Source organism: Nocardia amamiensis, assembly GCF_015477605.1.
Classification (GTDB): Bacteria; Actinomycetota; Actinomycetes; order Mycobacteriales; family Mycobacteriaceae; genus Nocardia; species Nocardia amamiensis_A.
Window position 1 is genome coordinate 46,135 of sequence record NZ_JADLQX010000020.1, and the last position, 12,804, is coordinate 58,938.

Consider the following 12,804-nt stretch of genomic DNA (forward strand, 5'->3'; position numbering starts at 1 on the left):
TCTCGATCCTGCCCGACCCGCACCGTGGTCCGCCCTGGTCGGAAAGGTCCATCAGATGGCGGCTGGTGTCGGTTTGCAGTCCGGCTCGACTGGAGTCAGCGCGGGCGGAACACCCTGGCGTTCATCTGGAAGTAGATGTACGCCAAGGGCGGGAGCAGTCCACAGAACAGCAGCAGCGCGGTGCGCCCGTCGCTGGCGAGCAGGATGTCGCCGCCGGGGCCGACGCTCGCGCAGATCAGGAACCCGAACGCCCACGCGGCCAGCGGAAGCCCCATGGCCGAGGTGCGCTGGGTGACCGACCGCACGCCCGCGACGAGCAGCACGTTCACCGCACCGGCCAGGGCAGCCGCGATCGGGAACGCGGTGGACCCCAGATAGGTCGGCAAGTACAACACCTCGATCGACAAGGTGAGCAGGGCGTCCAAGACCAGGACGACGAGGATCACCTGGGCCAGTACGCGGCCGACCGCGAGCCGGGCGGCGCCGGATGCGGCGGGAGCCTGGTCGTCGACTTTCGTCGTCACGGCACCGGCGGATAACCGAGGAGGGTCAACAGGTGGCTCTGCATGTCGACAAACGCGTACAGCACCGTCATATACACGTCGTGCTGCTCCTGCCAGTGCGGCTTCATGCTGTCGACGAACGACGCGATCGCGTTCTGGAGCTCCCAGTTGTACATACTGCCGAGTCTATTCGGGCGTTCCCACGCACATGATCAGTTCTCCGTCCACCGGGAGGTTCGCGACCACGAGGCTCCGGTGTGCGGCTCGCGCCGCGATGGCGAAGCCCGCTCGAATCCCACTTCCCCGAGCCACATCCGAGGGCTGTCTCCGCGACGTCTTCGGTCAGTCCAAACCCGCGAACAAGTCGTGCTCCCGCCCGTCCGGCCCGACCGGACCGCGCGAACCGCGCACGAGGATGAAGTGCTCTTCCGGCAGCACCGGTTGGGCGACATTGTTCGACAGGGCGAATTCCCGCCCGGACGGCGCGACGGTGATCTGAGTGGCGTGCGCCCGCAGCGCGGCGCGCTTGGCCGTCAGCACGTCGGAGACGTCGACCGTGGTGGTCACCGCGTGGCTGGGCACGCTCGCGAGCTCGCCTTCGGCAGGCAGCCGCCAGCCCGGCGGCAGCGCGCCGGGCAAACCCTCGACGGTGCGCCGGGCCAGCGCGGCGGTGTGCAGGCGCAGCATGTCGGCGTCGGTGACCGTCCAATAGAACTTCGGAGTATCCCAGCCCTGGTCGGCCGCGGCCTGCACGGCGGCGGTGGTGATCTCGTGCGCCCGGATATGGTCGGGGTGGCCGTATCCGCCTTTGGTGTCGTACCCGACCACCACTTGCGGCCGCACCCGCAGCACCACGTCGGTGAGGGCCTGTACCGCCTCGACCCCGGAGCGCACGAACACTCGCGGTTTGCGCGCGGCGGGAGTGCCCGCCATCCCGGAATCGCGCCAGCGGCCCGCGCCGCCGAGGAAGTGCGGCGGGCCCGCGTCCAGTGCCGCCAGCGCCCGGGTCAGTTCGACGATGCGATAGCCGCCGAGCTGGTCGGCGTGTTCCGCGGCCAGCAGCGCCCATTCGTCGCCGATCACCTCGCCCTCCTCCCCGAGGGTGCAGGTGACCACGGTGACCGGCACGCCGCGACGGCGGTAGTGCGCGATCGTCCCTCCGGTGGTGATGGATTCGTCGTCCGGGTGGGCGTGCACCAGCAGCAGCCCGCCCGTTGCCGCCGAGGTCACGGGATCCTGCGCCACAGCGACGCGTCGCCGAAGATGCCGACCTGGATGGCGCCGCTGAGCGAAGCTCCGTCCACCCGGGGGCCGGCCGCGGCGACGGCGTTGTCCTGCACGATCGGCAGCACCGTGGCCATAGCCCACAGTTTGGGCTCGGCCTCGGCGAGCACCCGGCCCACGTCCACCCCGCGCAGCGCTTCGTCGATCGCGGGCTGCAGGCCGGGATCACACACGCCGGACAGGTTGCTCGGCGCCCGCTGCGCCGCCTCGGCGATGGCCTGCGCCGGGCCGGTGAGCCCGGGCACCGCGGGCGGCGGGCATCCATAGCGGGACGCCAGGACCGTCGCCGGGTCCGAACCGGCCACCTCCCAGCCGACGATGGCGTCGACCGTGCCCTCGATCAATTCCTTGCCGTACAGCTCGTCGGCCGCGACACTGCGCACCGTCGCGTCGATGCCCGCGCTGCGCAATTGGTCGGCGGCGGTATTGGCCACCGCGAGCGCGGTGGCATCCTTGTCGACCGCACCGATGCGCACGGTCAGCGGCTTGCCGTCCTTGCCGACGGTGCGCGGCTGCGGCGCGGGCGAGGTCGGTGAGGAGGCCGGTGGCGGCTCCGGCGCCCGGCCGTATCCCGCGGCGGCGAGCAGCGCGAACGCCTCGTCCGCGGAGGGCCGCGGCGGCGCGGTGGGGGCATAACCGGGATCGGACGGTGCGAGCACTTGCGCGCGAGCCGGTTCCACCCAATTGCCGGTCTGCGCGCCGACCGTCGCCAGCAGGTTGGGGTCGAGCAGCGCGAGCACGCCCGAGCGGACCCGCGGATCGCTCAACTCCCCTTTGCGCCCGTTGAGCACCAGTTGCAGCACACGTGACTGCGGCATGATCGCGGTCCGCACCGACGGAATCGCGCCCAGTTGCGCCTGGGTCGCCACGCCGCCGTGGACCAAGGCCATCTGCACGTCACCGGTGCGCAGCGAGCCCGCCAGCTGCGCGGGCGTGCCGCCGCGGCGAAGCAGGATCTGGCCGGGCATGGCCGGTGTACCCCAGAAGCGGTCGTTGCGTTCCAACAGCATCTCGTCGCGTCCGGGGTCCGCCGAGCGGATCCCGAACGGGCCTCCGGACACCCGGACGCCATTGACCTGGCCGTTCATCCCCCTGGCGAATCCGCCGGGAGCGTCTTTCAGCAGATGCGACGGCAGCAGATCCGTGAACAGCTCACGCCAGCCGGGATAGGGCTGCGACATCACGACGGTGACCGTCTTGCCACCCGCCGAGGAGTTCACATCCGAGATCAACCGGTATCCGACCGGATCTACGACGCCGGGTTCGGAGATCATCTCCTGCCACAGGTAGCGGAAGTCCTCCGCCGCGATCGGCGCTCCGTCCGACCAGGACGCTTCGTTGCGCAACTTGTAGGTGATCGTGAACGGTTCCTGCGCGGTCACGTCGGCGGAGAGCAGCAGCGACGAGTCGGGCACCCACGCCGTCGCTCCCGGCGTGGTCGGGCTCGGCACCGGCCGGAACGGGCTCGGCAGCACCAGCGAGGCGATGGCCGAGGTGGCGGCGGATTGATCGGAGCGCAGATGCGGATTGAAGGCCGTGCCGATGGTGTCCAAGGCGACGACGACGGTGGTCTCCGCGGGCTTGACCGGCGTGGTCTTCGGGCTGTCGGTGCTTTCGATGGGCGGCGGCGGGTTGGCCGCGCAACTGCCGATCAGCGTCAGCACTGCCATGGTCGGCAACAACGTGCGCCACGCTGCGCGTTTTCCTGCGCCCACTTTCACGCTCGGGAACTCTACCGCAGAGTCCGGTCCGATCGCAGATTCCTGGTGTCACAAGAGTGATCGGGGATACCGATCCGATATCGCCGACGGATGAAAGCACAAGCGCACCGCGGGGTCCGCGACACCGTGCCACACCAACCTGGTCGGCAGTCGGCAAATAATCGGAGAATCCGTACAGCCACCATTCGCAGGCCCGCAAGTGACGAGCGCAATCCATATGCACGGCGATAGCGCCGAAAATCCGTCGACCGATGGCGGTGCACGCGAAAGTGAACATTCGCGTCGACACGGCGAACGGGAAGGAAACGTCCGTGCTCGTGCGCGGCCCCCGTACCGACACTGCCGAAACGCTCGCTGTTACATACCTTGCACACCAACGGTTTTCGAGCTGTAGCGCGCCGTCACACCGACTGGCACACACAACCACATGCGCGAGCACGGTGGCCTATATACGGCGCACAAACCCGACGGGCACAGCGTGAGAGGACGAAACTGATTCAGCGGCAGATTCCAACCGTGCCGCACAACCAAGAAAGCGGCCGCACGGTCGAAACCAATTATTCGGACAAGCTCGGAGTTCCACGAAACGGTGCGAGACCGACACGGTGCGAGACCGGGAAGCAAGCGAATGGTCGCGGAGAATTACCTGGATACCAGCGTTCCCGAATCCCCGACCACAGGGATTACCCAACGTGCACAAACCTGAAACGAAGCAATCAGACCGTCGCGGAATCGTCCTCGGCAGTAAATTCCTCGGAAAGTCACGATGAATTGGCGCCCAGAGCTACCGCGCGACGATTCGCTGGTACTTCTCGCTCGCCGCGACCGACCACCAGGACGTCACCGGTCCGCCGCAGCGACTCCAGCACCCGCCCGGCCGCGAATCCGGCGCCACCCGCGACGCCGGATTCGCTTCCACGGCAATTGATTACAGCGCCGCGCGGTCCCGCGCCTTGCGCCGGGACAGCTCCCGCGCACGCTCGTTCTGCCCGAGGATCACCTTGCGCACCCGGACCACCTCCGGCGTGACCTCCACGCACTCGTCGGCGGCGCAGAACTCCATCGCGCCTTCCAAATCCAGCTGCAATGGCTTGGCCAGGGTCTCGATCACGTCGGCGGTGGAGCTTCGCATATTGGTCAGCTTCTTCTCGCGGGTGACGTTGATGTCGAGATCCTCCGCCCGCGGGTTGATCCCGACGACATGGCCCTCGTAGGTGTCCGCGCCGGGCTCGACGAAGAACTGGCCGCGGTCGGCCAGCTGGATCATGGCGAACGGCGTCACGGTGCCCGACCGGTCGGACACCAGCGAGCCGGTGTGCCGGGCCCGGATCTCCCCTGCCCACGGCGCGTAGCCGTGCGACACCGCGTTCGCGATGCCGGTGCCGCGGGTCTCGGTGAGGAAGTCGGTGCGGAATCCGATCAGGCCACGCGAGGGGACGATGAACTCCATTCGCACCCAGCCGGCGGCGTGGTTGTTCATCTGCACCATCTTGCCCTTGCGCGCGGCGAGCAACTGGGTGATCGCGCCGAGGTACTCCTCGGGGCAGTCGATGGTCAGCTCTTCGTAGGGCTCGTGCACCTTGCCGTCGACCTGCTTGGTGACCACCTGCGGCTTGCCGACGGTCAGCTCGAAGCCCTCGCGGCGCATGGTCTCCACCAGGATGGCCAGCGCCAGCTCGCCGCGGCCCTGCACCTCCCAGGCATCCGGGCGGCCGATGTCCAGCACGCGCAGCGACACGTTGCCGACCAGCTCCTGGTCCAGCCGCGACTTCACCATGCGGGCGGTCAGCTTGTGTCCCTGCACCCGGCCCACCAGCGGCGAGGTGTTGGTGCCGATGGTGACCGAGATGGCGGGCTCGTCGACGGTGATGCGCGGCAGCGCGACCGGCTCGTCGAGGTCGGCGAGGGTGTCACCGATCATGATGTCCGGAATGCCCGCGATGGCGACGATGTCGCCGGCCACCGCGACCTCGCCGGGCTGGCGCTCCACGCCGACCGTCTGCAACAGCTCGGTGATCTTCACCTGCTTGACGCCGTCGGCGTGCATCCACGCGACGTTCTGCCCCTTGCGCAGCTCGCCGTTGTGGACCCGGACCAGCGCGAGGCGGCCGAGGAACGCCGAAGCGTCCAGGTTGGTGACATGCGCCTGCAACGGTGCGGTCGGATCGCCCTTGGGGGCGGGAATGCACTCCATCAGCACGTCGAACAGCGCGTCCAGGTTCTCCGCGTCCGGCGCGTGCCCGTTCTCCGGACGCTCCTTGGACGCCTTGCCTTCCCGGCCCGAGGCGTACAGCACCGGCAGGTCGAGCGCGAGCTCGGCGGCCTCGGCGGCGGCGTCGTCCAGATCGGAGGCCAGATCGAGCAGCAGGTCGTGGCTCTCCTCGACGACCTCCTCGATGCGGGCGTCGGGACGGTCGGTCTTGTTCACGACCAGGATCACCGGCAACGACGCGGCAAGTGCCTTGCGCAGCACGAAGCGAGTCTGCGGCAGCGGTCCCTCGGACGCGTCGACCAGCAGCACCACACCGTCCACCATGGACAGGCCGCGCTCCACCTCACCGCCGAAGTCGGCGTGCCCGGGGGTGTCGATCACGTTGATCACGGTGACCGAACCATCCGGATGGTGGCGGTGCACCGCCGTGTTCTTGGCGAGAATGGTGATGCCCTTCTCGCGCTCCAGGTCGCCGGAGTCCATCACCCGATCGACGGGTTCGGCCCGCTCGGCGAAGGCGCCGGACTGGCGCAGCATGGCGTCGACCAGCGTCGTCTTGCCGTGGTCGACGTGGGCCACGATGGCGACGTTGCGAAAATCGCGTGCAGACGACACGCCTGAATCCTCCTGCTGTTAGGTGTTGGTGCTCGGCCGACCCCTGCAAACAGGTGGAGAATCGAGACTCACCGGGCATCGCGGCCAGGTACACCCTACCGGCAGTCCGGTTCCCCCAACGTTTCAGGCTTTGTACTAAGGGTATGCTAACCGCCGTGGGCAAGGTCAAAGCGAAGAAGGTTTCCAGTCTGAAACCGAAGAAGAAGTGCTGTCGGAAGAAGACGCGCTGCTTGAAGTGCCCCGTTGTCATCATGCGGATGAAGAAGTGCGAAGCCGCCGGGATCAGCGGCAAGGATCTGAAGAAGGCACTCAAGCAGGCGCGCGCAGCCTGAGCCCAGCGCCGCAACCGTTTCTGTGCGGCCCGATACGAGGAGTAAGGAGCTATGGCACAGCAGACACTGCTCTCCGATATCGAAATCGCCGAGGCACTCACCGAGTTGCCCGAGTGGGCGCGATCAGGGGACAGCCTGGTCCGCACCGTCAAAGCGCCCACGTTTCCCGCGGGCATCGAACTCGTGCGCGAAGTCGCCGAGGTCGCCGAGACCGCCAACCATCATCCGGACATCGACATCCGGTGGCGCAATGTCACCTTCACACTGTCCACCCACTCCGCGGGCGGGCTCACCGCGCTGGACGTCGCGCTGGCGCACGAGATCGATCGTCTCGTAACGCGGGCTGGGTGAATCTGCGGCGCTTTTCACGCGCGGCGGTCGCTATGCGCCGCGCGCGGTATCTTCCACGGTTACGCGCGCTTGCTCCGCTGGCCCTGATCGCACGCGGTGGCGCCCGGAGCGGATCACCCAGAGGTAGAACACCACGACGCCGAGCACGTCGACGGCGCCGAGCCAGGCCAGCACACCCGGACGTGAGATGGTCCAGATCGAATCCTGGAAGAAGGACAGCACCCACGGCACGCCGACGAGCATCGTCGCCACCCAGAAGCCCGCGATGACGCGCGCCCCGGCCACCGCACGCAGCGGCCCGTAGACCAGCCACAGCACCGTCGGCAGTAGCCACACCCAGTGATGCGACCACGAGATGGGCGAGATCATCAGCCCGAACAGCTGCACCACGATCAACGTGCCGAGCCGGTCGTCCGGCTCCAAAGCGCGCCAGGCCAGGAATCCCAGCACCGCGACCAGCAGCACGGCCGCGATCCACCAGTGCCCGGATTCTACGTCGTGACCGAGGATTCGGCTCAGCGCGCCGCGCAGCGACTGGTTCCACACCGAGCCCACCGGCCCGATCCGATCGGCGTCACCGAGCAAGGTGCCGAAGTACTGCCGCGCCTCGATCGGCGCGATCAAGAAGCTCACGCCCACCGTCGCGCCGAAGACGAGCGCCGACCAGGCGACGGTCGCCCACCGGCGCCGCGCCGCGAAATACAGACCGGTGATCGCGGGCGTCAGCTTGATGCCCGCGACGATGCCGACCAGCCCGCCGGAGACCCACCATCGCGAACTGCGCACCGCGAGCATCGCGCCGAGCACCAGGAACACGTTGACCTGGCCGTAGTCCATCGTGGTGCGCACCGGTTCCAGCCACAGCCCCAGCGCGGTCCAGCCCACCGTCGCCACCCGCCACCGCGGCTCGCGCAGCGTCTCCGCACCGAACATGAGCTCGAAACCGATGTGCACCACCGCGTACAACGCGGCCGCGATCGCAAGCAGCCAGGCCACCGCGACGAGGGTGAACGGCAGGTAGTGCAGCGGGAAGAACACCAGTGCCGCGAACGGCGGATAGGTGAACGGCAGCGGGAAGTCCGGCGTCTTCTCCGCGTAGGTGAAGTCGTAGAGCTGATCGGTCAGCAGCGCGGCCGATCCGCCGACGTAGACGTGCAGATCGACGAGGTTCATCCCGTTCGGCGACAGCAACATCCAGAGCAACCGGGCCAGCACGGACAGACCGAGCACCGACACAGCCCATCGGAGGTGACGATTCAAATCGCTGCTTTCGGCTCGAGTGCGGTGTGTCGGTTCGGCACGCCCGGACTCCGGAGTGTTCCGGCGACAGCGCGGACGGCACGGATTAGATTAGCCGCAGCGAGAATCCGCCCGGTGCCACCCTCGAACCACCGGTAACATTTACATCAAATTTCACACCAGTAACACCAGTGGCGTACTACAGTCTGCTAACACTGATCGTCCACAGCGCCATTCGGACCCTGTGGCTGTACACATAGCCGCAATGTCCCTAGAGTGACCCCCGAAACGATGGCTTTTAGCAATCGGACCGAGTTGTACCCGAGATAAGGACGGCCAGACCAGTGCTTCGCACCCGAGGATCGCGGATCGCATTGTCCGCACTCGCCATCGCGGCGAGCGCCACGCTTGCCGCGCCGATGACAGCAACCGCTGCCCCCGCACCCGCGGCGACGACGCAGAGCGTTCCGATGGTCCCCGAGGGCGTACCGGTGGACGCGCTGGCCGCGCTCGCCCCGGCCATCGTCGGGGCCATCGCCGGGCCGGCGGACATCGCGAGCCCGGCGGGTATCGCGGGCCCCCAGTCGGCGATTCTGGACCAGGCGCGCAGGCTGCTCGCCACGTTGAATCTGCCGCCGCAGATCAAGTCGACGCTGGAGCGCATCATCACCTTCCTGGACGGCAGCGGCGGCGGTGGCCCCGAGGTCCCGCAGGACGGCCCGGTGATCGCGCAGTTCCTGTACCCGACCATCGGCAAGGGCTGCATCAGCCCGACCGCCGACTCCGTCGGCACCGCGCTGGCCGTGCCCGGCCCGGCCACCCTGCCGCCGCCCGGCCCGCAGGCCGGTCAGACCGGATTCGTGTTCACCGCGCTCGGCACCAAGTCGCCGACGCCGGTGCAGAACCCGCCCATGACGGTGCAGTGGCTGAACCTGGACACCCGTCAGTCCGGCGTCCTGCCGCTGACCGACGAGGCCAAGATCAACCCGGAGGGCCCCGCCACACTGTCGGCCATCGCCAACACCGGTTCCGGTCGTATCGTCGCCGTGGTCGGCGGTTCGCTGACCACCCAGGCGGGTGACGCCGAGCCGCGGACCTGCTCCTTCCTGCCGACGCTCGGGTTCTTCACCGTCGCCTGAGTTCGCGTCCGAGGGCGGCGGCTCCACCGGAGTCGCCGCCCTCACGCATACCCACGGTCGCCGAGATCCCGGAAGGATCTGGCGCGATGACGTATGTCCCCGCCCGGACTGTGGTAGACCGCTAACTATGGCGACCATCGATCGTTCGACACACCCGGGTCATTCGATCCGGAGCAGCCGCTCGCACCGCTCGATCCTGTCGATCCGCTCCGAAGGTTCGATCCTGTCCATCGGCTCGGCCTATTCGATCCTGTCCATCGGCAGCGTCGGCTCGGTGCTCTCGATCGGGTCCGTGGGATCGTTCGGCTCGGCGATCTCGTCGTTCTCCTTCGCCAGCCTCGGTTCGGCGTTCTCCGGTCTGTCCCGGTGGTCGCTGTTCTCCTGGCTCGGCGACCACGAGGCGCCGGACAGCCGCCCGATGCTGCGCGTCGTCCCGGACGACGAGCCCGACTTACGAGTCGCGCCCATGAGCCACTGCCAGACCTAGCCGGCCGCCGGGCCGCCCGCGGGCACCATGAAGCCAAGCGGGGCTACCGACCGGGCTCAGCGGTACACGATCACCATTGCCCGTACTCCGGAGCGAGCACATTGTTCAGATCGATGCCCACCCCGTCGATGGACCGTTTGTCGATCTCGAACTGGTGCAGGTGGGCGGCAGGGTGCACGAAGCCGTCCGGCGTGCCCCAATCGTGCTGCCAGTACCAAGAACACAGTCCCGCGGCGGTAGCCAGCTCGATGGTCGGGGCGTTCGCGTAGACGCCGGTCCTCTCCTTGCCGAGCACGGCCTGCCAACCCAGCAAGTACGGCGCGATCATGGTGGCGAAGTCGGCCGCCGAGGGGTTGTCATCGATGGACGCGTAGATCGGCACGTGGTCCGGGCCGCCGGCGGCGCGATGCAGGGCGAGTCCGCGCTCGGCGTGCCGCTTGCCCGCCTCCAGCCCGCCACGCCAGTCCGCGGTCGGCCCTTTGCCGAATTGATAGCACGACACGATCCGCAGATCCGCCTCTTTCAGCCGCTCGACTTCGGTGACGCGCAGCGGCTTGCCCGCCATCCACTCGGCGCCGGGCCTGCGATCGGAGACATAGCGAATGACGCCGAGGTGCCCCGCCTCCTTGATCGCCGCGGCCGAGGGTACGCCGCCCGCGTAATCGATCAGGGTTCCGAGCGGGGGTCCGGCTGAGGCCGGAGCCGTCCCGGCGGCCACACCGACGGCGGCCGCCGCGGCCGCGTAGACGAATAGATCCCGCCGGGATACCGAATGAGAACGCATCGTGGACTCCTTCGCGCGACCCGACATGGATGGCAGCGTGCCCGGCGCACCTTCCCCTAACCATCGCGCGCCGGGAGCCTCGAACGTGTACTCATTTCACCATATTCACAAGGGAACCGCTAGACCCAGGAGACACATATTTCACATTGGTCACACGCCCGATTCGTGCGGTATCGGCAGGCCGATCAGGCGATGCCGTCGATGCGCGCGGCAACGTCGATGGTTCGCATCGACGGGTCGGCCAGTTCCTTGCCGACCACCGCGACGACCTGCGCCACGACCTGCTTCTTGATCCCCGCGAGCGCACCGAGCGTGGCCGCGCGAGCGCCGTGCGCGGCGAACTCCATGCGAACGTCGGCCGGGTCCGGCGGCGGAACGTCGATCACCACCTGCAACAGGTCGGCCGCCCGAGCGGTGAGCACAAGAGGCACTTCCACATCGGCACGATAGCGATTGGCTTTCAAGACATCCACGGTGATCTCCAGACTCACCGGCAGGGTCAGGTCGAACGCGACCAGCTCGTCCGGCCGGTCCACCAGCCGCGGGATCCGGACCGCTCCGCGGACCGTCACCGTCGCGGCGCCCCGCGGGCCGGTCTGCAGCGGACCGACCTCGATCGGCCTGCCTGCCAATCGCTCGACCACGTCGAACACCCGCTGGCGGGTCACGATGTGGGCGAAGAACCGATGGCCGAACTCGTCGTAGCCGATCCAGTCGAATCCGGCGGAGCCCCGATGCGCCGACCGAGTGCCGCCGACCATCGCCTCGATGTCGAATACCAGATTGCGGCGGGTCTGCCGGTCGGCCAGCATGGCGTTCACCCGGGAGGCGACCTCACGCTGCACCACCCCGGCGATCGGGTCGAGCAGCCACTCCCAGGCCGACTCCACCGCTTGGGCGCGCAGGACGAAGCTGATGTCACGCTGGGTGATCGGCGGGATGTCGATGACGATGAGCACGGGTTCGGCGGTGCGGGCGTGCAGCGTCAGATCGATCTCCACCCGGGCCTCCAGCCGCAGTTTCCGGCCGCCGAGCAGCACTTTCAGCGTCAACGACACCGGAACGGTGACCTCGAACGTCACCCGGGGGCCGCGGCGCAGGACGCGCGGCGTGCCGACCTTGCCCTCGGCGACGAAACCGGCGAGCCCGGCCGGGCCGATCGACACCGGGCCGATGGTCAGCCCACGGCCCGCCATGCTGGAGATGGCGGATTCGATCCGGGCGGCGGTCACGGCGTGCGCGACGAAACGCTGGCCGAATTCGGCATAGTCGATCCAGGCCGGCTCACTACGCGGTTCGTCGGTCGGCTGCATCAGTAGTTCCGAAACCCTCACCTCTCGATGGACAACCGACACGGTACGTGATACCCCACCCGAGATCCCCGTCCTGCCGATGAGGGGGAAGCAGGGCGGGGATCGGCGACGGCGCTGCCGGGCGCCGCCAACACCATCGTAGGACTATCCGGCGCGCCGTTTCACCCGCACATCGGGTGTATTTCCGCGCAACAGCAGTGACCGGTCACAATCGCCCGAATCCGACCACGCCGGGAACGTCGGCCAGGGTGAATCGATGGACGCGCACCTGGCCGAATTCGTTGCCGCCGATCGTCGTCACCTCGCCCGCGTCGGCTCGCAGGACGATGTTGGTGTGCTGCCCGAACGGACTGGACTCCCGGTAGAGCAGCACGTCACCGGTGCGCGGTTGGTAGTCCGACCCGATCGGGACGAACCGTCCCGCGCTTTCGTAGTACTCCTGCAGCGTGTACACGCCGGGAATCCGCCACGAGCCCGAGTGCGGGTTGGCCAGCGGCGCACCCGCCTCGCGCAGGACCCAGCTGACGAAATCGGCGCACCACGCCTCGTCCACGCCCTCCGCGTACTTCGTGCCCGGACCCGGATCGCCGAACTCGCGCTCGGCGACCGCGACGATTCCGGCCTGGGTCGGATCGAGCGTCGAACGATCGAGCGAGGGGAATTCGGTGAGGCGCTCGCCCACGACACCTTCGCTGTCCGACCGCTGCTGCCACCAGATGCTCCCGGCAACTCCGGCGCCGGCGAGGGCGAGCAATACCAAGGCGAGCGCCGGCCAGGAGCCGTGCCGCGCTCTCAGCTGCTGTGTCATCGCTCCCCCAGGTTCT

General features: G+C 68.2%; 12 protein-coding genes and 1 pseudogene. 4 read left to right on the top strand and 9 right to left on the bottom strand.

Annotated elements, in window-relative coordinates:
* Positions 1–95: 95 nt before the first annotated feature.
* The 5 genes from IU459_RS24615 to typA all read right to left on the bottom strand — a co-directional run bounded on the left by IU459_RS24615 (position 96) and on the right by typA (position 6,335).
* Complete coding sequence (locus IU459_RS24615; protein WP_195131933.1) at positions 96–524, bottom strand: hypothetical protein; 429 nt, start codon at positions 522–524, stop codon at positions 96–98.
* Positions 521–679 (bottom strand): hypothetical protein, encoded by a 159-nt coding sequence (locus IU459_RS24620; RefSeq protein WP_195131934.1) that lies wholly within the window; start codon positions 677–679, stop codon positions 521–523. The genes IU459_RS24615 and IU459_RS24620 overlap by 4 nt, the downstream gene beginning before the upstream one ends.
* A 166-nt stretch (positions 680–845) precedes the next feature.
* Positions 846–1,733 carry an N-acetyl-1-D-myo-inositol-2-amino-2-deoxy-alpha-D-glucopyranoside deacetylase gene (gene mshB, locus IU459_RS24625; protein ID WP_195131935.1) on the bottom strand — a complete coding sequence of 296 codons (888 nt, stop codon included), beginning with the start codon at positions 1,731–1,733 and terminating at the stop codon, positions 846–848.
* On the bottom strand, positions 1,730–3,541 hold the full coding sequence (locus IU459_RS24630) for an ABC transporter family substrate-binding protein (protein ID WP_440446529.1): 1,812 nt from the start codon (positions 3,539–3,541) through the stop codon (positions 1,730–1,732). The genes mshB and IU459_RS24630 overlap by 4 nt, the downstream gene beginning before the upstream one ends.
* Positions 3,542–4,436: 895 nt before the next feature.
* Positions 4,437–6,335, bottom strand: coding sequence for a translational GTPase TypA (gene typA, locus IU459_RS24635; RefSeq protein WP_195131936.1), 1,899 nt, complete (start codon positions 6,333–6,335; stop codon positions 4,437–4,439).
* A gap of 155 nt (positions 6,336–6,490) precedes the next feature.
* Between typA and IU459_RS24640 the strand changes: the two genes are divergently transcribed.
* Both IU459_RS24640 and IU459_RS24645 read left to right on the top strand, forming a co-directional pair.
* The gene (locus tag IU459_RS24640) at positions 6,491–6,667 is read left to right on the top strand and encodes a hypothetical protein (protein ID WP_195131937.1); all 177 of its coding nucleotides are present in this window, start codon (positions 6,491–6,493) and stop codon (positions 6,665–6,667) included.
* A gap of 51 nt (positions 6,668–6,718) precedes the next feature.
* Entirely contained in the window at positions 6,719–7,018 is a 300-nt protein-coding gene (locus tag IU459_RS24645) for a 4a-hydroxytetrahydrobiopterin dehydratase (protein ID WP_195131938.1), read from the top strand.
* Between the two features lie 30 nt (positions 7,019–7,048).
* Here IU459_RS24645 and IU459_RS24650 read toward each other — a convergent pair.
* Positions 7,049–8,341: pseudogene (locus IU459_RS24650) on the bottom strand (mannosyltransferase); the annotation flags it as partial.
* A 260-nt stretch (positions 8,342–8,601) separates the two neighbouring features.
* On the opposite strand from IU459_RS24650, the gene IU459_RS24655 reads away from it, so the two are divergent.
* Both IU459_RS24655 and IU459_RS24660 read left to right on the top strand, forming a co-directional pair.
* A complete protein-coding gene (locus tag IU459_RS24655; protein WP_195131940.1) occupies positions 8,602–9,396 on the top strand; it encodes an Rv1157c family protein in 795 nt (264 codons plus the stop codon).
* A 127-nt stretch (positions 9,397–9,523) separates the two neighbouring features.
* A complete protein-coding gene (locus IU459_RS24660) occupies positions 9,524–9,883 on the top strand; it encodes a hypothetical protein (protein ID WP_195131941.1) in 360 nt (119 codons plus the stop codon).
* Positions 9,884–9,953: 70 nt separating this feature from the next.
* On the opposite strand, the gene IU459_RS24665 is transcribed toward IU459_RS24660, so the two are convergent.
* The 3 genes from IU459_RS24665 to IU459_RS24675 all read right to left on the bottom strand — a co-directional run bounded on the left by IU459_RS24665 (position 9,954) and on the right by IU459_RS24675 (position 12,788).
* The gene (locus IU459_RS24665) at positions 9,954–10,667 is read right to left on the bottom strand and encodes a DUF1906 domain-containing protein (protein ID WP_195131942.1); all 714 of its coding nucleotides are present in this window, start codon (positions 10,665–10,667) and stop codon (positions 9,954–9,956) included.
* 185 nt (positions 10,668–10,852) lie between these two features.
* A complete protein-coding gene (locus IU459_RS24670; protein ID WP_195131943.1) occupies positions 10,853–11,980 on the bottom strand; it encodes a hypothetical protein in 1,128 nt (375 codons plus the stop codon).
* 205 nt (positions 11,981–12,185) lie between these two features.
* A complete protein-coding gene (locus tag IU459_RS24675; RefSeq protein ID WP_195131944.1) occupies positions 12,186–12,788 on the bottom strand; it encodes a CHAP domain-containing protein in 603 nt (200 codons plus the stop codon).
* Positions 12,789–12,804: the final 16 nt, after the last annotated feature.